A 19095-nucleotide genomic window follows, 5' to 3' on the forward strand; every position below is an offset into this window, starting at 1 on the left:
ATGACTTCTACGTTGGAAAAATTTAGATATTACAAAGACAACTAACTATTCAAAATATCTACTAATTTATACACTTTCTAAGGTGTTTTCTCAATAGGTTAATTGGTTCAGTTATCAGTGAATTAATGGTATTATGTGGATAACGACCAGCGCTTATTTATAGCGCTGGTCATTGACATCAACTATGATTGATTTTCACGCTCTATCGCGCGGTAAGCGATATCGGTACGATAAAAAACACCGTTCCAATCAATGGCTTTAGTTAGCTCATATGCACTAGCTTGGGCAGCTGTAACCGTTTCACCAAGTGCTGTTGCACAAAGTACACGACCACCCGCTGTGACAACATTGCCATCAACTACTTTTGTGCCTGCATGGAACACTTTAGCGTCGTTAGTGGCCTTTGCTATACCAGAAATTACATCGCCTTTCGCATAACTTGCTGGGTAACCACCTGCGGCTAGCACAACACCAACAGCGGCACGTGAATCGAATTTAGCGTCGATTTGATCAAGGCGCTTGTCGAATGACGCTTGAACTAATTCAACTAAATCTGATTGCAAACGCATCATGATCGGTTGTGTCTCAGGGTCGCCGAATCGGCAATTGTATTCAATAACCTTAGGTGTGCCGTCGCTCATAATCATCAAACCCGCGTATAGGAAACCAGTGTAGGTATTTCCTTCAGCTTTCATGCCGTTAACCGTAGGGTAGATAACTTGTTCCATAATGCGATCGTGCATTTCTTGCGTTACTACGGGTGCTGGAGAATAAGCCCCCATGCCGCCAGTATTAGGACCCGTATCACCATTGCCAACACGCTTGTGATCTTGGCTAGTTGCCATTGGTAATACGTTATCACCGTCAACCATGACAATAAAAGACGCTTCTTCGCCATCTAAGAACTCTTCGATAACCACGCGACTACCGGCTTCACCAAAAGCATTGCCTGCTAGCATGTCTTTGATGGCGTCTTCCGCTTCTTGAAGTGTCATCGCCACAATCACGCCTTTACCAGCGGCTAGGCCGTCGGCTTTAATTACAATTGGTGCACCTTTTTCACGTACATACGCGATGGCTGGATCAATTTCAGTAAAGTTCTGATACCACGCCGTTGGAATGTCGTGACGTGCTAAGAAATCTTTAGTAAACGCTTTAGAGCCTTCAAGTTGTGCAGCGCCTTCACGTGGACCAAAACAGTTTAAGCCTGCTTTTTCAAAAGCATCAACCACACCGATAACCAATGGCGCTTCCGGGCCAACAATGGTCATTTCAACCTTGTTGTCTTTAGCAAACGCGATAAGTTTTTCGATGTCACACACGTCAATATCAACATTCGATACTTTATCTTCTAACGCGCTACCTGCATTTCCTGGTGCAACAAACACCTGAGTCGCCTTGCTCGATTGAGCAACTTTCCAAGCAAGCGCATGCTCACGGCCACCACTACCAATAATTAAAATGTTCATAGACAAATAATCCTATTAGCGTCTTAAATCGGAACATTATCCGAGTGCGCTGATTGTTAGTCCCGTCATTAGTTGTCTTTATGGAAATGCTCGATAGAAGAAAAAATCAGGGATGATTTTTTAGCTTTTGGTGCAGGATGCACATCAAAAGCGGTTTCGTAAGTCGAGCATTGTAATAAAGAGTGGCAACTAATCACGGGTCGCCTTTCTTTTGGTTACTTTTCTTTGGCGAAGCAAAGAAAAGTAACTGATGTGCGTATTGAAACTTTTAAGGGAACGACTCAGTGAATAATGCACATCATTTCACTGAGAGACTTTAACAAGCTTAGTGTCTAAAATGACGCATACCTGTAAATACCATTGTCATACCCGCTTCATCAGCCGCCGCAATAATCTCTTCATCACGAATCGAACCACCCGGTTGAATAACACAAGTAATACCTGCCGCCGCTGCTGCATCGATGCCGTCGCGGAATGGGAAGAAGGCATCAGATGCCATCACGCTACCAGGAACTACAAGACCTTCGTCTTCTGCTTTGATGCCAGCGATCTTAGCTGAGTAAACACGGCTCATTTGGCCAGCGCCAACACCGATAGTCATACCGTCACGGGCGTAAACAATCGCATTAGACTTAACAAATTTAGCGACTTTCCAACAAAACATTAAGTCAGTTAACTCTTGCTCGCTTGGCTGACGTTTTGACACAATTTTTAGATCGTCACGCGTTACCATGCCTAAATCTTTATCTTGCACTAACATACCGCCGTTAACACGCTTGTAATCAAGGCCAGCGTCTTTAGCGCTAAATTCACCACATGCTAATAAGCGAACGTTTTTCTTAGCCGCAACAATAGCTACCGCTTCGTCGCTAACGCTTGGTGCGATAATCACTTCAACAAACTGACGGTCAACAATCGCTTGCGCTGTTGCGGCGTCTAATTCACGGTTAAAGGCAATGATGCCGCCAAACGCTGATGTTGGGTCCGTTTTGAAAGCACGGTCGTAAGCACCAAGAATGTCTTCGCCAATGGCCACGCCACATGGGTTCGCATGCTTAACGATGACACAAGCTGGTTCATTGAATTCTTTAACACATTCTAATGCTGAATCAGTATCGGCGATGTTATTGAACGATAGTGCTTTACCTTGTAATTGCTTCGCAGTAGATACAGAGGCTTCAACTGGATTTGCTTCAACGTAAAAAGCCGCTTGTTGGTGGCTATTTTCGCCGTAACGTAAATCTTGTTGTTTAACTAGCTGGGTGTTGAAAGTACGTGCAAATTTAGAGTCTTCGCTGCTTTCTTCACGATGAGACGGTACCATGGTTCCGAAGTAATTAGCGATCATGCCATCATACGAGGCAGTGTGCTCAAATGCGGCAATAGCTAAGTCAAAACGTGTTTGGTAAGTTGTCGCACCATCGTTTTCGTTCATTTCATTAATCACGCGATCATAATCACTAGCGTTAACGATAATCGTCGTGTCTTTGTGGTTTTTAGCCGTTGAACGAACCATGGTTGGGCCGCCGATATCGATATTTTCAATCGCATCTTCTAATGAACAGCCTTCTTTCGCAACAGTATCTGCAAATGGGTATAAGTTAACAACAACCATGTCGATTGGGTTGATGTTGTTAGCTTCCATGACCACTTCATCCATACCGCGTCGCGCTAAGATTCCGCCGTGAACTTTTGGGTGTAATGTTTTTACACGACCGTCCATTATTTCAGGGTGACCGGTGTAATCTGATACCTCGATTGTGTTGATCCCATTTGCTTCCAGCAATTTGGCCGTACCGCCTGTAGACAGAATTTCTACGCCGCGTGCATCTAGTGCTGTGGCGAGTTCGACGATACCTTTTTTATCTGAAACGCTTAGTAGAGCGCGTTTGATAGGTCTTGATGCTGACATGTGGATGAAGCCTCATAAATTAAAGTTGTATAAAAGTTTTTATCATTCAACATCTTATGTAAAGAAGTTAATCATAAACACTTTCATCTCATAAAAATGTGTGAGTCGACTCAAAATTTTGGCGCTCATTTTACAAGAAAATGTGATCTATGTGGCAAAAATATTCGCTATATCTCAAAATTAATAAACAATTGCTCATACCATGTTGTGATTTAACGAATTAATTCACGTGCTTGGCCATTTAAAATTGTTTTTGGCGATTGATTGCATATCAAAATCTCATGCTTTATGTTGAGTACTCCACGAATAAACTAGCAGTGATACGTAAAGGGTTTACTGATGATAAATATCGAGCAATATCTTTTGAAGCTTCCAACAGGAATATTGAGCTTAGTTGCTGTTTTGTTTGCTAGTTTTAGCCCTCCTCTGATTTTAGTCGTGATTGCTGTTTGTTTGGTGTTTGCAGATATTACCTTGGGCTACATTAAACAACAGGCAATGAATTCATTGCTGAAAAAGCATAAAAAATTAGCGTATAAAGTAGAGCAGCTGGAAAAAGAGAAGCAAACGGCCGAGAAGTTAGCACAATCAATCCCCCAATTCGGCCGTAAAGTATTCCCACTATGGTCTCAACATATTCAAGATTGCATTGATCTGTCCACCAAAGAAATTAATCAAATTTGTCACTATTTTACTAATACAATTGAGCACCTCAAATCAGGTGGTAAGTTGTCACATAGTCAACTGATGGATGGTGAATATGATTTTATCGCAAATCAAGTCATCAATAATGCACAACATGGTATTGAGTCGATTCAGTTTCAAGATCGCGTTACACAAATTATGGCTCACATGAGTTCGTCGATGACACAGCTTAGTTTTAAATGTGATAGCAAATACCCAATCGATATCGATGAGTTCCTCCATATCAACTCAGCCACCTATACAACTGAAGATGAACGGCTGGCTTATCAACAGCTCACTGGAAAATCAGCGATTGCCGCTGAGCAGCTCGAAGATCATGACGAAGTGACATTATTTTAAAAAGGCGCCATAACTTTCGTTATGACGCAAAAGGGACATCGTTATATTTTTAGAAGTTAGGTTAATTATTCATTCATTAGCGCTTTAATAGCATCAATAATAGGCTTAGGGTGCTCGAATACGACCATGTGGGCGCTGTTATCAAGAAAAATATATTGACCATTAGAGCGTTCGCTAATGAGTTTGCTCCATTGGGTGCCTTCTTGCTGCCACTTGGTCAGCTTTGCGGCTTCTTCGCTGGTTTCTGCATTTTCAATGTCTGCAGTTTCAAAGTCAGTATCAATAATTGATATAGGCGTGTCAGACGATATTTCAGCCGTTTTCATGATAACTAAATCATCATGGTAATTGATTACTTCTTTTGCTCTTGTTATTTGTTTATCAATGTTGAGGCGTTGCTGGCTGATTAGATCGTAATACGTCCAATCCATGTCGTTGATGTATTCATCACTAATGAGTTGTTCGTGCTCTGCACGTTCTAATACTAGTTTTCCTCGAGAGCGCTCAGTCCAGCCACCAGCTTCAAGGTGGGGAATTAGGCGGTCTTCAATTTGACGGTACAAAGAAACAGGCCAATCTTGATAGTGGGCAATCGAATGGGGTAGGAAAATATCAGGGTCAATCCACAACATACCTTTGAGTGTCGATGATGTTTTTGAATCAGGTAAATCTTTCCATGCTTGAGCTAGTATGTTGCTGCTGGCAAAGCTAACCATGACGATTGCTTGCTCATCTAGCATTGTCAGTGTCTTATCGAGTAAAGGTGCAAAGGCGGTATAAGAAGGTGTGTCGCTAAATGTACTAAAACCATTGCCGAGACGTTCGATAACATGAACGCGATGGTTTTTTGCAATAAGTGGCTGTAATAACGAAAACCAAGCGCTATCGGCATGGTAGTTCTTGTTAAAACCAGACAACAAAATAACTGCCGGACCTGAGTGCTCTAATCCCATGCTACGAACATGAATGTCTTTGACGCCATTGTTATCTGTTACGCGATATAAGCTGGAATTAGGCTCTAGCTTTTTAGTACTCACTGAATCGAAGAAATTGAGAACTTCTTTACTTGTATCAAATCCGTCGAAAGACCATCGATGGCCTGCACCCGCAATAGCAACAAGTTGGTTAATATGGAATTCGTTTTGATAGGTATGTTTTGAGATTAACTCTTTTTGGGTCACTTCCGGCGCGTTTTCAATATTATTTTGTTTTGCGATCAGATCGATTGCTTGTTCACTTCCAATTAATGCAAAGTTGCCGCTTGGCTTGCCTTGATAAGGTAATACGGTATCTGCCTCTCCTTGTACAAGCAGGTAATTGGTGTCGTTGTCTATCTGGCAACTCTCAGATAATTGTTGCGACATTGGCGCTGCAATGGAGGCAATAGCCTTAAATTTAAGTTGGCTATTGCACATTAGATTTTGAGTGAATAAAGCGCCTTGAGAAAACCCCACTGCGTAGAGTTCGTCGTCAATAATGTTGTAGTTTTCCTTGATGTCTTTAACGACATTTTCGACAAATCCTAGATCGTTAATGCCCAAACGGTGCGGTTTGTTACAGTCACAACCTTCATTCCATTCCTCGACTTTTGATTGCGGGTAAACGACAAGGTAATTGTTGCTATTTGCTTCGAGTTTAGCCAGACCCAGCATATCTTGTGCACTTTGCCCAGATCCGTGAAAAGCTAGTAGCAGCTTATAGGACTTTTGAGGGCTGAAGTTTTTTTCAGGTTTGGCAATGTAGTATTTTCTATCTTGAATATTTACTGACTCTATATTCTCAGGCAACGGAATATTAACTGAATCACTTGTAGTTTTTGAAGAACCATTGCATCCTGAAATAAGCCCAATAATGACAAGTAACGGAGCAAATAGATAAATTTTACGACGCATAATTTCTCTCTTTTATTGTTGTAAATGGAGTCGAACGTCATAAAATCATGGTCTGTCATTTTCCGACATATTTTGAGCTTATATTTTCGTTATGTTTTTGTTATGTTTTGTAAAAGTAAATTAATTCAATAGGATATGTTGTCATATGACGCTTATTATTGCCGGTGTTGTTTTTGATTCGGCGCAGCGATTGTTGCAAAAAGGCGATAAAAAGCGTCAATTGGAGCCCAAGGTTTTTAGTTTGTTGCAGAGCTTAGTCACCGCTAAAGGGATGTTGGTTACTCGAGAGCAGCTCATTACAGATGTTTGGAATAACAGAGTGGTTGGAGAGGGGGCAATTAATCGCACTGTCTCATTGTTACGGGCCCACTTTGCCGCGCTAACTGATCGTGATGTGATTGAAACGGTTCCAACGCAAGGGTATCGACTTGCTGTAGACGTGGCAGAGGTAGCAGCTGCCGATGACGTAAATGAGAAAGTACCGACGCTAGAACCAAAACCGAATGCTATTAAATCTGTGTTTGTAAGTATTCGCAGCATAATTCTAATCGTCATTGGCGGTTTGATAATTTGGCAGTCTTATTCGCCACAACAATCCCCATTAAAACTGACATTAATCAATGGGCCTTTGATAGCGTTAAAAGGATGGGAATATAAACTATCGGCAAGTCGTGATGGACAAAGCGTTTTGTTTCATCATTTGGATGCAAAAAACGAACAGAATATCGTTGTTTATGACCCACAAACTCATCAACAAAAGACACTGCTAAATAATGCTTATGGAGTACTGAGTCCTGAAGGTACAGAAATTATTTATACGCAGAGTAGTCCGAGTTGTGTTGTCTCTTTATATACTATTGAACCTGTTAGCTCGACATCGTTATTTAACTGTAAACAACCGCCAGCGGTGATGGCTTGGGGAGCAGACCGAAAATTTTATTTTAATAAACGAATGAGTAAATCGCACCCGTATCAAGTATTTAGTTTCCACCTAGCGACTCAACAACTACAACAAGTCACCAATCCGATTAGTGACAATAATACGCGTGGTGATTTCTCGTTTTCTGCCAATCAACAGACCGGCGATTTAGCGATTTTACGGTATGTAACCGAGAACGAAACTCAAGTTATTGTGTACCAAGGCCAAGCGGTACAAAACACTTTTCAAGTGAATAAAAGATTGAAGAACATTGTATGGCATCCCAATAATCATGATTTAATCGTGGCTGATGAGCGCGTGATATATCAATTATCAACAAATAATGGTGCGCTAGTAACATTGCAACAACTGACGTCAGCGATAAATTCATTGGCCATCATTAATACTGACGAGCAAGCATCGCTATTAGTGAGTAATTCGCTCGTTAAAAGTGATGTTATGGCATTTGATATAGCAACTCAGGAGCAACAACTTTGGCAACAAAGTGGTGGCATCGAGCTGTTGCCTCGCGTACAAGAAAACCGAAAAATGGTGTTATCAACCCGCTTTAAAGGGCATCAGTGGTGGCAAATCAACAACGATGAATCTCACATAGTAGACGTTGAATTGCCATTTGAGCTGAAATTTGTTCGGTATGAATTATCGAACAATGGCCAGCGTTTACTGTTTTCAAAGCTCGGCGCTGTGTATGAAATCGATATTGATAATAAAACGTTAAATAAAATTTTCGATGAGTCCCATGCTGCCTATGTCGTCAATTATGATGAGAGTAATAGTAGCGACATTATCTATAGCGCAAATAAGTCTGGTCATTGGCAATTGTGGCGCTATCAGCGTGAAACGGAAATACATAGCCAACTAACCACTGCTGGTGGCTATAGTGGTCGAGTATGGCGTGATTATTTATATTATTCCAAACTGACTATTGATGGATTGTGGCGAAAAAAGTGGGGAACTGATTCAGAAGAGTTAGTGATTAAAGAGTTCGATCGTACTAATTGGTTAAATTGGCGCATCATCGATAATCATCTATATTTCTACCGCAGCGGTTCAGGTGTTTGGCGCTTTGATTTGTTGAGCCAACAAGAAGCATTAATCATGAAGACAGGGGCTAACTTCGTTCATCACTATAGCGTTTATCCAGCGCAAGATAAGCTTTATTGGATTCGCCGCTTGCCCGTAGAAGGGGACGTTTATCAGTACGGCTTCTAACCAATAAACCATTTATAAGTGAAGAAACATATCATGCTAACGACTATCGTCAGTAAGGTATTTTTCTTCCATAAACCAATAACAACCGCCACAAAACCACCGATGAAATAGGGATTGGTTAATGTAATATCTATTTCGCCATTTGGCATTAAAACACTTGGCACCCAAATCGCAGTTAACACACAAGGCGCACTAAACTTTAATGCACGTTCTAGCTTAGCCGGTAATGTGATGGCATTTGCTCTGGCGTAAAGCGCATAACGAATGCTAAATGTGACAAGTGCCATTAAGGCAATTAATAACCAAATATTCATGATTTTTCATTTGCCTCGCGTCGAGAATCCAAATAATAGCCCACCGCCATACCGCTGATTGATGCGATAACTAACCCCATTTTGTGTGGGAGGTGATAGGTGGCTAAGGCAACTATGCCACTTGTTAATACACCGGCAATCATTGGTTTATTAATGAGGTGAGGCATCACCATGCCAATGAAAGTCGCTGACATTGCAAAGTCTAATCCCCAGTTGCCAATCCCTTCGACATTAGCACCAAAGAAAATGCCGACAATAGTGGCAATGTTCCAACTGACAAAAAACGACACGCCAACACCTAAATAATGCCAGTGATTATTACTTGATTGTGGATTTTTTAAATATCGCGGATAGCTTGCCGCAAATACTTCGTCAACTAATAAAAAGCCCAGCGGTACACGCCAGCACTGCGGTAAATGCTTTACATGCGGCAACATACTCGCTGCATAAATAAGATGACGCAGATTAATAATGATGGTTGCACCAATAATAAAGCCCAGTGAGGTGCCTGCCGCTAGCATGCCCACAGCAACAAACTGTGCTGAACCTGCAAAAACAATACTCGACATACCTATGGTTTGCCAAATATCAAAACCAGCGTTCATTGCTAGTGTGCCAAAGATAACACCAAAGGGAATTCCCCCTAAAACCAGTGGTATAGAGTCGATGACACCACGATTGAATTGTTGGGTATTAGACGCGGCTAGCTCAGTCATGAATGGTGTTCGTAATGAAGTAATGTTTGAGACTATGTTAATGGATATTGAAACTAGTTTCGAGAGGAATATTGTTAGTCTTTTGTTGAGTAGATTTTACTCGTTGGCATAAAAAAGGCTTGAATTAACTCACGTTAATATCAAGCCTTTGCCCTACGTTAAGCAATGACGCCTAGTTCATATTAGAACGTGTAACTAGCATTTAAGTAGAAAGTACGACCATATGGATCTGCATAACGTGGATCATAACCTACTTGGTGACCAGCATCGCCATTAAGTGTTAATGGTGGCTTCTTATCAAATAAGTTTTTAACGCCAACGCTAACATCTAAACCTTCCATCACGTGATAGCTTGTTAACCAATCAACTAATACGTATGAAGGAACAACTAGTTGAGCTGTGTAACCACCTTTACTCCAATCGCTTGCTAATACTGCGTCATCAACAATAACATCGTCGTATGAACTGCGGTATTTGATGCGCGCTGTATGAGAAAAGTCGCCATGGCTGAATGTGTTGGTTAGGTTCATGATTGTACGGAATGTTACAGAGCCTGAATCTACACGCCCAAGTGAACTGTCCCAAATGTTGTCTGTACCAACACGTAAGCTTTCGCTTTCAATCACGTACGTGCCATTCCACGAAGTTTTTAATTCACCGAATGAAAACTCAGTTGTTTTGCTCAAGTGCCAATCTAGACCACTATTTTTAGCTTGACCGATGTTCACAGCAGCTTGAATAACAGCAAGGACTTGATCACCCGTACCTTTATCTAGTTTCGTGGTGAATAAGTCATTATAAAGCTCAGGGTTATTGAAAATTTGATCCTGAGTTAATCGAGCTACTTGCTCTTCAAGATCGACCTGCCAGTAATCCATTCCAAAACTAAAACTGCTGTCTGGTGCATAGACAAAACCTGCTGAAATTTGCTCAGACGTTTCAGGTTTTAGATCGGCATAACCTTCACGGAACACAGCGTATTGTAACTTATCGCTGTGACAATACTGACGTAATGGATGGCTTGAAGAAAGTGGACAATCATAAGCGACTGATGTAACACCGAATTCAACACGTGGCTCTGCGATTTGACGCATTGATGGTGCTTTGAAGCCAGTACCAAATGATGCGCGGATTACCCACTCTTCGTTTGGACGATATACTGCACTGACTTTATACGTTGTGTCATCAACATCGCTATTGACGACCTGATTGCCCGCTGCACGATGAGAATCTGTTGTAGCGCCGATGCTGTCATAACGCAAAGCCGCTGTGATTTCTAATTCATCTGTCAACGGTGCTACCGTTTCAACAAAGATACCGTAGGTTTCACGCGATAGGTCGTAAATTGGTGAAGCTGATTCAAATAAAATGATTTCATCATCATTGGCGGCACTATTGCTACGTGAGTAGTCAACTTCGCGATAATCAAAACCAGCAGCAATATACATTTCACCAGCGTCTAATTCTGCAATAGCCATCGACGCCTTACCTTCTAAAGAAAGTAAGCTTGTATCTGTGCTTTCCCATAAACCGCTGTACATAGTGTCTTTAACAAGAGCAATTTGGTCATCGCTCAAGTTTTCAGGAGAATCAAATAAATTCACTTTGCCAGATTTCAGTAAATCTAAGAAAGGTTTTTCGATTGGATAACCAGTTAAACGGTTATTATCACGTTGAGCATCAGCCTTTGTAATCGCGAAGTCGTAGTTGATCTCTTCGTATTCGCCGCGCAGTCCCGTTACAATATGCGTTGTTTCAGTATGGAATTCATTAGTTCTATTACCGCCTGGTAGCGCACGCCAGCGCGCCGAAATCTTGCCGGTTGCATCTGCTTTTATTTGATCTGGTAAGTGTGGAATAACATTGTCTTGCACTAATGCTGAATCATAATCGAGTGCAATACCACCAGTTGGGTACGGTGCAATACGTGATGTCAATGTAAAGTCAGACCAAGATACAGTGCCATAGAGCTCAGCACTTTCGCCAAGCTGCATAATACCTTGAAGGAATAGATTGTCGCGTTCGCTTTCTGGTGCAATCTCTAGGGTGCTAGTGTAATCAAATACACAGGCTTTACTGCTTGTTGAAGGGGCGCTTTGATTATGACAATCGCCGTTGGCGACGCGATATGGATTCACGCTATAAGTTGCCGTTTTATTAATACGATTGCCGTTTTTATCAAGACTAAAACCATCAGCATCGACAATGGTATTTCCCATGTCGTCGATTTTAGGTGCGTCAGCTGCTGCTTTTACATAAACCAGAGCACCATCGTCATCACGTGTGTTGTAAGTGACATAAGCATTGCCTGGAATCGCATTTGATGAACCTGAAATAGAAACAAGTTGTTGGTCATTAAAAGTAAATGGTAAGAAACCCGTTTTGGCAAAATCACGGTCAACTGAACGCAGTTGACTCTGTTGATCGCGGCTATACGAGACCATCACATTGAATCCGTCATCGTCTAAGTTACCAAAACCAGTTGAGATACTGAAATTACTACTTTCGCCACCTGTTTCTTGAGGCTTGTCAAAACGAGCGGTAACCGTCGTTTTATCAACATCTTTTTTAAGGATAAAGTTAATTACACCGGCAATTGCGTCAGAACCATAAAGTGCAGATGCACCATCTGTTAATACTTCAACACGCTCGATGGCTGATAATGGAATTGAGTTTAAATCCACGGTAGCACCAGAGCCTGATGTGGCCATACGACGACCATTTAATAGTACGAGTGTGTAAGCACCACCTAAACCTCGAAGTGACGCAGTTTGAACACCGCCACCGCTGCCGCCAACTGATTCGCCAGCGGTTGTAAATCCTTGCATTTGCGGAATTTGAGCAACTAGATCAGGAACGCTAGTTACACCAGTTCTAACAATATCTTCCTTAGAAATTGTAGTTACTGGCAGAGCGCCTTCTAAATCTGTACGGGTGATTGCTGAACCTGTGACTTCAATGCGTTCAACATTTTTCTTTTCTTCTTCATTTGCAAAGGCGCTTGTCGATGCGAATGCGGTTGCCGCTGCACTTGTGAGAAGGGCGATTTTTACAGCTTTTGCTGCTTTATTGCATTTAAACATATAGTTATCTCTGTTTTATTATAATAATGGTACCGATTGGAGTAGCTAAAGAAGTGCTTAAATACAGTGGTAGTGTACATTTTCGCCCCTTAGACCCCAATAAAATGCAGTCAAGTATTTGACGGTGTCAAATTTTTAACAAAATTATTTTTTACAGTAGATTGCAGGGTGATAATGTATTGGTTGAAATGTGAGCTATCCTTGTTTGGCGTGGGCTAGCGTGTGATTTGAGTTAGATTTAGACAATAAAAAACCCCGCTACTTAAAAAGTAACGGGGTTTCAATTCGTTATAAACTAAGTTGTTCTTAGTTCATGCCGTATTTTTTTAATTTCTTACGTAAAGTACCACGGTTGATACCTAGTAAGTTTGCAGCGCGAGTTTGGTTACCGCGAGTAAATTGCATTGTTAGGTCTAATAATGGACGTTCCATTTCACATAAAACCATTTCGTAGACTTCTGTTGGCTCTTCGCCGTCTAATTGAGCAAAAAAGTTGCTTACTGCACGCTTAACTGAGTCACGTAATAATTGTGGACGTACTGTACCGTTTGCTAGTTGGATTGGTTCAACTGTTAATGGGTTGTCAGTGGTAGTGCTAGTGTTTTGATCAAACATGTGAAATTTGCTCTTCTTAATTAAATATTATCTGTAAAAATGCGATTTAATACTGCTAATTGTTCATCAGCAGTCTCTATCTTAAATAGCTCTTGGCGTAACTCATTACGCTGTTCCTTGAGATACCAACCAATGTGTTTGCGAGCTATACGAACCCCTAAAAAGTCGCCGTAAAACTCGTGCAACGCGCGCACATGATTGAGTAACGTTTCACTTACCTCAGTAGCATTTACTGGTGCAAGCTTCTCTCCCGTTGTTAGGTAATGATGGATCTCCCGGAATATCCAAGGATTACCTTGGGCTCCACGACCAATCATTATGGCATCGGCACCGGTGTAATCTAATACGTCCCGTGCTTTCTCCGGTGTTGTTATGTCACCATTGGCAATCACAGGAATCGAAATCGCCTGCTTGATTGCTCTAATAGTGTCGAACTCAGCAAAACCTTTGTACATACATTTACGGGTTCTACCGTGTACGGCTAAAGACTGAATGCCGGCATCTTGTGCCAGCTTTGCAATGTCAACGCCATTGCGATTGTCAGTATCCCAACCGGTACGAATCTTTAGTGTTACTGGTACATCAACCGCATTGACCACTGAGTGAAGAATATCTTTCACTACATCCGGGTGCTGTAACAATGCGCTACCAGCTAGTTTCTTGTTCACCTTTTTGGCAGGACAACCCATATTAATATCGATTATCTGTGCACCTTGCTCAACATTGAACTGAGCGGCGGCTGCCATTTCTTCAGGGTCGCTACCTGCAATTTGCACGCTGCGAACGCCTGCTTCATCAGTATGAGTCATGCGATGCGTTGATTTGCTGCTCGCCCATACTTTAGGATTCGAAGAACACATTTCCGAGACGGTCATTCCGGCGCCAAGTTTAAAACAAAGCTCGCGAAATGGTTTATCAGTGATACCGGCCATAGGGGCTAAAATGAGCGGATTGGCTAATTGGTACTGTCCAATCTTCATACGATATTTACCTCAATTCGTCAGGGGAGCGTATAGTACGCATTTTTATATCAATTGAAAAGCTCAATATTTAATCGAAATGCAATTATTTTTCTTGACTGGCTAAAAATGTGACTTTGTGCCGATTAAAACAAAAAATATTTTAAGAAGTGAGTAAGAATAGGGCTTGCAAACCATTCATGTTACGAAGATTTGATAAAAAAGTGTCAAAAAATAGTGAATTGTTGGTTTTTAGTAACCAGCCTATCTGGTTACTAAATGACCGTGGTATTACTTCTTGATGCCGTTTAAGCGGATCCATTCATCTTGTTCAGTCGCTGGAGCCATTTCAAACCATTGACCGTAAACTTCACGTAGCTTTTCAGCTTGCGATGGTAATAGACCAGATAACGCTAATGGACCGCCTTGTTTAACTAGCCCTTGCATCAATGGCGCTAATTCTTCTAATGGGCCAGCAAGTATATTGGCAACTAACACATCACCGATTAAATCTTGTGGCTGATCTTGTGGTAAGTATAGTTCGATTTTGTTTTCAACGCCGTTGCGTTTAGCGTTTTCCTTACTAGCTAAAATAGCTTGTGGATCGATATCAATACCAACAACGCGTTTAGCGCCTAGTTTTAAGGCTGCAATGGCTAAAATACCAGAGCCACAACCAAAATCGACTACTGTTTTATCAGTAAGATCTTGACCGTCTAACCATTGTAAACACAGCGCTGTTGTAGGGTGAGTACCAGTGCCAAAAGCCAGCCCTGGATCTAACATAACATTCACAGCATCAGGGTTTGGTACATCGCACCAGCTTGGGCAAATCCACAAACGTTCGCCAAATCGCATTGGGTGGAATTGATCCATCCATTCACGTACCCAATCTTTGTCTTCTAAGGGTTCGAGTTTGTAGCGAAAGTCATTGCCAAATTGATCGTTTAAATAGGCCATAACAGGAACCATGTCCGTTTCGCCTTCATATAATGCAACCACATCTGTTTCGCCCCATAGCAACGTTTCACCAGGCATTGGTTCAAATACAGGGTTGTCTTTTGCATCTAAGAAGGTCACTGACAGCGCCCCACTGTCGGATAATGTGTCGCCTAGCGCTTCAGCGCTTTGATCAGTGGCATTAATTTTTAGTTGGATCCAAGGCATAAGAGTCTCAAAACGGCTTAAAGTGCGCGAATTATAGCGCACTCATTGGCGCTTTGCTTGACCTTTGATGATATCGATAATGGCGACGAACCACAGTACGGAAAAAGTTATCAGGCAGAGCATGGGGGCTAGTATATCGGTGCGTTGTGATTGCAATAGCCACGCGTTGTAAAAATCGCTCTTGCTTGTTGTGCTGAACGAAATTGTCAGTGGCCAATTTGCGAGTGTTTCTAACGTAATGAGAGTCATCCATATCGTCATCGAAGAAAGGCTTATACCACATAGCCAATAGGCACGTGGTTTGGTGCCCAGTATATAGTGGCCTGCACCTGGGCAGGCAAGCGCCGAGTAAAGCAGTGCTTTTACGAGTAGAGTCTTCGATTTAAAGGCATTCATAACAGGTCTCAATAAGTTGATTAAGCCGCTCACCAGCCATTGATGTGTCACGACGTGTTGGTTGATGAAAATCGGCGGTAACGTAGGCAAATGACAGTTGATTATCGGGATCGATAAAACCGACTGAGCCTCCCATGCCGAAATGGCCGACGGTATTCGGATTTGGCCCCATGGCGGCAAAATCAGGGGAGTTACGCATAAACCCAAGCGCCATATGCCACTGCTTGTTTGACGCCTTTTCTTGCATAGTGACATTGCTCGAAAAAATGTTATCGAGTGTCAGCTGACTTACTGGTGTATGGTCAACTGTATTACCTGTTGATGCCATGAGGGAATAGAACTTAGCTAAGCCCCTAGCACTACCTTGCCCTGTCACGGCGGGGATCTCACTTGTTCTCCACGCGTGGCTATTGGGGTTGTATTGACTAGAGCAGGGATTGAAGTATTGCAATTTCCAATGCGAAATTAATGGCAGGATTTTGCTGTAAATGGTCAATAACATTGGTGAGAATTGCCTGGTGGAAATCACGTCGTGTAGTGGCTGGTTGTCTCGGGCATGTAAGTCGTATTCAATATCAAAAGCGGTACTAAATTCTTGATGAAAGTAATCACCGGGGCTGCGGCCATCGATCCGTTTTATCAGTTCGCCGAGAATATGACCGTAGGTAAGCGCGTGATAGGCCATATTTTCCCCGGGGGTAAAGGTAAGCGGTGATTTTTCTATCGCGTTAATCATGGCGTGCCAATTGAATATATCGCCACTTTTCGCCGCTTTTACCACCGGAATGCCCGCCGTATGATTGAGCACTTGACGGACGGTGACTGCCTCTTTGCCATTATGCCCAAACGCTGGCCAATAGTGCGCTACGGGCATATCGAGAGCGAGCTTTTCTCGTTCGACTAATTGTAGGATACACAGCGCTAGCGGCCCTTTACACGCTGACATGGTGCAAATGCGATCGCTCGTTTTCCATGTCTTTTCGGGATCTATGCTGGCGGCGTAGTTAAAGACTAATTCACCGCGCAGGTAGACAGCTAGCGATGAGGCTTTATCACGGCCAAGTTCTATTTGTTGACGGTATGTTTGCAACAATGGAGAAAACGCTGGCGCGCATTCTCCGTTGAAAACACCCAAGGGTGAGTTTTTCATGACCTTCCTTAAAACGATTTCGTGAGCTTTAGGCCAAATTCTCGTGTCATACCATAGTGCGCAATGTTGACCGTTGCTTGTTTAACTTGACTTTGTTTATAGCGAGTATCTGTAAGGTTTTTGCCCCAAATGGCGACTGTCCACTGTGAGCTGTGCGTAAAGGCAAGTGATAAATCCATTGTGTGATAGGATTTTTGCGAAATAGGTTCGTTAAAATCAAAGGATGTATCGCCGCGATAATTTATACTGAGCGCACTGTTCATTGCCCACTTTTCTGTGATGTCGTCTTGATATATAAGGTGCGCGTGTAGGTTACCTTTAGCTGCGTTTGGTATGCGGTTGCCGACGTTGACGGTGGTAATCGCTGTGTTTTCTATCTTAGTTATCGTGCTTTTATTGCGTCCCATGTTTAGCGACAAGGCGAGGCTGTCGTTGAATTGGGTGTGCAGCGCCAGTTCAAGACCACGGCTTGTAACGCGATCAATATTCACGATATGACTCAACCCAAAAGCATCTTGGTAGTTGTGCTGGAAGTTATCGAGCTGTGATTGATAGGCATTTAATTCAACACGGGTGTTAAGCGATGGCCAAAACGATTTATACCCCAATTCGATGTTATTGCTTTTTTCAGGAGCGTAAGAAAGCCCTGTGCCTTGACGCATAAAGCTGGCGTCAATATCTTCGGCCATCCATGTTACACCGCCACTGAGATAGCCCTGCCCTGCGTTAATATAGACATGTTGATGTTCATCGATTTGTTTGGCTAGCGAGACTTTTCCCAGCCACTGGCTATCTGAGAGCGTTTTATTGCCCTGTGTACTTGCTTGAGGCGTCGGGAGCAATGGATTGATAAACAGTGTGGCTGCATCGAAATCTTCGCTGATCCAACGGCCACCCGCTTGCACTTGCCACTTATTGGCCAATGCTAGCGTGACATCGCCATAGACGATAGCGCTCCTTTTAGTGAGTTTGGCCACGTTATTTAGGCCAAACAGTGTGTATTCATTGCGATTGTTGTCGGTGTTTTTACTGTAACTCGCACCCAGTAGCCATTGTATCGATTGAGTCTCATGATGAAGTCTAAATTCTTGATACAAATCGTTGTCATCTAGCCAAGTATCATAATAACCATAAGGCAGTTCACTAAAATCGGCATCGAATCGACCAAATACTTCGACGTCTGTTGCGCTACTAATTGAACTTAATTGCCAATCAGAGGCTAGAGCCCAATCGATTGTTAATGCAGCCGTTGTTGTGGTCAAAGTGAATTTATTGTTGGTATCTAGGCTGGCGCTTAATGTATCACCACGCTTAAATTGAGTTTGTCCATTAACATAAGGGTAGGCACCATTATCCTTCTTTGAACGCTCAATTGATGCGTCAATTATTACATCATCAGTGGCTTGCCAACGCATTGCCGCTCGTAATTCATGCTGGTCAACATCGTCAATGTGTCCGCCTAAATGCGTGTTATCAACGATGCCATCGCGCATAAACCATTGTCCTTGCACACTGAGGTGTAAGGTGTCATCGAGCAATGGAGTATTCGCATGAGCTTGTATCTGTCGGCCGTTGTTTGATGATATTTGCCCACTCAAATTTGCTTGTGCTTGGGCTGGTTTGGCCGTAGTAATAGCAATAACGCCATCGCGCGCGTTACGACCAAACAAATTGGCCTGTGCGCCCCGCAATATTTCAACGGACTCGATGTTTAATAACGAGAGGTTTAAACCGTATAAGTTGCTGTAAGGCACACCATCGATGTAAATACCTACCGTGGCTTGTTCAATATTGCGTGGCATGCCGCGCATTTGAATATAGTCAAAATCTCCGGCTAGCGTTTGCATGCTGATGTTAGGGGCTAGGTTTAGTAAGTCTGCAATTGTTTCAATTTTCAGTAACGCAATGGTGTCTCGATCAATATAGGTGCTATTACTCGCGAGTGATTGACTGTCGCGTGTAATGCGTTGTGAGGTTATGGTAATGGTTTCCATTGGCTTTAATTGATTGTTAACAGCGTCGGCAATTGCCGTTGGGGCAGTTGCTAATAGTAACAGCCCAAGGCATGCACTGGTGTATTTCATTATCTTTTCCTGTAAATAACATTATAAATAAGGACACTTTACAAAAATCAATAAGCGTGCAAAGCGACAATGGGCGTATTAAATCTCATTTCGCACCGCGAAGATATGCGGGAGCTATCACATGGCGGAGTCTGTTTGTCAC

The 19095-nt window shown here is 42.5% G+C and carries 14 protein-coding genes; 2 read left to right on the top strand and 12 right to left on the bottom strand.

The genetic code is table 11. The annotated features are described in order from the left end of the window. Positions 1-182: 182 nt before the first annotated feature. Positions 183-1469 (bottom strand): phosphoribosylamine--glycine ligase, encoded by a 1287-nt coding sequence (gene purD / locus ACMAZF_RS01370; protein WP_435275712.1) that lies wholly within the window; start codon positions 1467-1469, stop codon positions 183-185. 325 nt (positions 1470-1794) lie between these two features. Beyond that, on the bottom strand, positions 1795-3381 hold the full coding sequence (gene purH, locus ACMAZF_RS01375) for a bifunctional phosphoribosylaminoimidazolecarboxamide formyltransferase/IMP cyclohydrolase (RefSeq protein ID WP_435275713.1): 1587 nt from the start codon (positions 3379-3381) through the stop codon (positions 1795-1797). Between the two features lie 339 nt (positions 3382-3720). Here purH and ACMAZF_RS01380 point away from each other — a divergent pair, with 339 nt between their 5' ends. Beyond that, positions 3721-4425, top strand: coding sequence for a hypothetical protein (locus ACMAZF_RS01380; protein WP_435275714.1), 705 nt, complete (start codon positions 3721-3723; stop codon positions 4423-4425). Between the two features lie 65 nt (positions 4426-4490). Here ACMAZF_RS01380 and ACMAZF_RS01385 read toward each other — a convergent pair whose 3' ends face one another. After that, positions 4491-6317, bottom strand: a complete 1827-nt coding sequence (locus ACMAZF_RS01385; protein WP_435275715.1) for an alpha/beta hydrolase — start codon at positions 6315-6317, stop codon at positions 4491-4493. A 145-nt stretch (positions 6318-6462) separates the two neighbouring features. Here ACMAZF_RS01385 and ACMAZF_RS01390 point away from each other — a divergent pair, with 145 nt between their 5' ends. Continuing rightward, positions 6463-8469, top strand: coding sequence for a winged helix-turn-helix domain-containing protein (locus ACMAZF_RS01390; protein WP_435275716.1), 2007 nt, complete (start codon positions 6463-6465; stop codon positions 8467-8469). On the opposite strand, the gene ACMAZF_RS01395 is transcribed toward ACMAZF_RS01390, so the two are convergent. From ACMAZF_RS01395 to ACMAZF_RS01435, 9 genes are all read right to left on the bottom strand, one after another. Beyond that, on the bottom strand, positions 8466-8783 hold the full coding sequence (locus tag ACMAZF_RS01395; RefSeq protein WP_435275717.1) for an AzlD domain-containing protein: 318 nt from the start codon (positions 8781-8783) through the stop codon (positions 8466-8468). The two genes, ACMAZF_RS01390 and ACMAZF_RS01395, sit on opposite strands and share 4 nt — an antisense overlap. Continuing rightward, complete coding sequence (locus tag ACMAZF_RS01400) at positions 8780-9499, bottom strand: AzlC family ABC transporter permease (protein ID WP_435275718.1); 720 nt, start codon at positions 9497-9499, stop codon at positions 8780-8782. Before ACMAZF_RS01400 ends, ACMAZF_RS01395 begins: the two co-directional genes overlap by 4 nt. 182 nt (positions 9500-9681) lie before the next feature. Continuing rightward, a complete protein-coding gene (locus tag ACMAZF_RS01405) occupies positions 9682-12582 on the bottom strand; it encodes a TonB-dependent receptor domain-containing protein (protein WP_435275719.1) in 2901 nt (966 codons plus the stop codon). 306 nt (positions 12583-12888) lie between these two features. Next, positions 12889-13197 carry a DNA-binding transcriptional regulator Fis gene (gene fis, locus ACMAZF_RS01410; protein ID WP_435275720.1) on the bottom strand — a complete coding sequence of 103 codons (309 nt, stop codon included), beginning with the start codon at positions 13195-13197 and terminating at the stop codon, positions 12889-12891. 20 nt (positions 13198-13217) lie between these two features. Further along, positions 13218-14177 (bottom strand): tRNA dihydrouridine synthase DusB, encoded by a 960-nt coding sequence (gene dusB / locus ACMAZF_RS01415; RefSeq protein ID WP_435275721.1) that lies wholly within the window; start codon positions 14175-14177, stop codon positions 13218-13220. Positions 14178-14447: 270 nt separating this feature from the next. Beyond that, positions 14448-15323, bottom strand: coding sequence for a 50S ribosomal protein L11 methyltransferase (gene prmA, locus ACMAZF_RS01420; RefSeq protein WP_435275722.1), 876 nt, complete (start codon positions 15321-15323; stop codon positions 14448-14450). Between the two features lie 31 nt (positions 15324-15354). Beyond that, complete coding sequence (locus ACMAZF_RS01425) at positions 15355-15606, bottom strand: hypothetical protein (protein ID WP_435275723.1); 252 nt, start codon at positions 15604-15606, stop codon at positions 15355-15357. A 99-nt stretch (positions 15607-15705) separates the two neighbouring features. Continuing rightward, the gene (locus tag ACMAZF_RS01430; RefSeq protein ID WP_435275724.1) at positions 15706-16869 is read right to left on the bottom strand and encodes a serine hydrolase domain-containing protein; all 1164 of its coding nucleotides are present in this window, start codon (positions 16867-16869) and stop codon (positions 15706-15708) included. An 8-nt stretch (positions 16870-16877) separates the two neighbouring features. Further along, positions 16878-18953, bottom strand: coding sequence for a TonB-dependent receptor (locus tag ACMAZF_RS01435; protein WP_435275725.1), 2076 nt, complete (start codon positions 18951-18953; stop codon positions 16878-16880). Between the last annotated feature and the right edge of the window lie 142 nt (positions 18954-19095).

The sequence above is a fragment of the Psychrobium sp. nBUS_13 genome, assembly GCF_051201665.1.
Classification (GTDB): domain Bacteria; phylum Pseudomonadota; class Gammaproteobacteria; order Enterobacterales; family Psychrobiaceae; genus Psychrobium.

Bases quoted from the DNA above. Each gene is read 5' to 3' on its own strand.
- ACMAZF_RS01430 (WP_435275724.1), bottom strand. From the start codon at position 16,869: ATGAAAAACTCACCCTTGGGTGTTTTCAACGGAGAATGCGCGCCAGCG.
- ACMAZF_RS01435 (WP_435275725.1), bottom strand. From the start codon at position 18,953: ATGAAATACACCAGTGCATGCCTTGGGCTGTTACTATTAGCAACTGCC.
- ACMAZF_RS01380 (WP_435275714.1), top strand. From the start codon at position 3,721: ATGATAAATATCGAGCAATATCTTTTGAAGCTTCCAACAGGAATATTG.
- ACMAZF_RS01390 (WP_435275716.1), top strand. From the start codon at position 6,463: ATGACGCTTATTATTGCCGGTGTTGTTTTTGATTCGGCGCAGCGATTG.
- ACMAZF_RS01425 (WP_435275723.1), bottom strand. From the start codon at position 15,606: ATGTGGTATAAGCCTTTCTTCGATGACGATATGGATGACTCTCATTAC.
- ACMAZF_RS01400 (WP_435275718.1), bottom strand. From the start codon at position 9,499: ATGACTGAGCTAGCCGCGTCTAATACCCAACAATTCAATCGTGGTGTC.
- purD (WP_435275712.1), bottom strand. From the start codon at position 1,469: ATGAACATTTTAATTATTGGTAGTGGTGGCCGTGAGCATGCGCTTGCT.
- prmA (WP_435275722.1), bottom strand. From the start codon at position 15,323: ATGCCTTGGATCCAACTAAAAATTAATGCCACTGATCAAAGCGCTGAA.
- fis (WP_435275720.1), bottom strand. From the start codon at position 13,197: ATGTTTGATCAAAACACTAGCACTACCACTGACAACCCATTAACAGTT.
- ACMAZF_RS01385 (WP_435275715.1), bottom strand. From the start codon at position 6,317: ATGCGTCGTAAAATTTATCTATTTGCTCCGTTACTTGTCATTATTGGG.
- dusB (WP_435275721.1), bottom strand. From the start codon at position 14,177: ATGAAGATTGGACAGTACCAATTAGCCAATCCGCTCATTTTAGCCCCT.
- purH (WP_435275713.1), bottom strand. From the start codon at position 3,381: ATGTCAGCATCAAGACCTATCAAACGCGCTCTACTAAGCGTTTCAGAT.
- ACMAZF_RS01405 (WP_435275719.1), bottom strand. From the start codon at position 12,582: ATGTTTAAATGCAATAAAGCAGCAAAAGCTGTAAAAATCGCCCTTCTC.
- ACMAZF_RS01395 (WP_435275717.1), bottom strand. From the start codon at position 8,783: ATGAATATTTGGTTATTAATTGCCTTAATGGCACTTGTCACATTTAGC.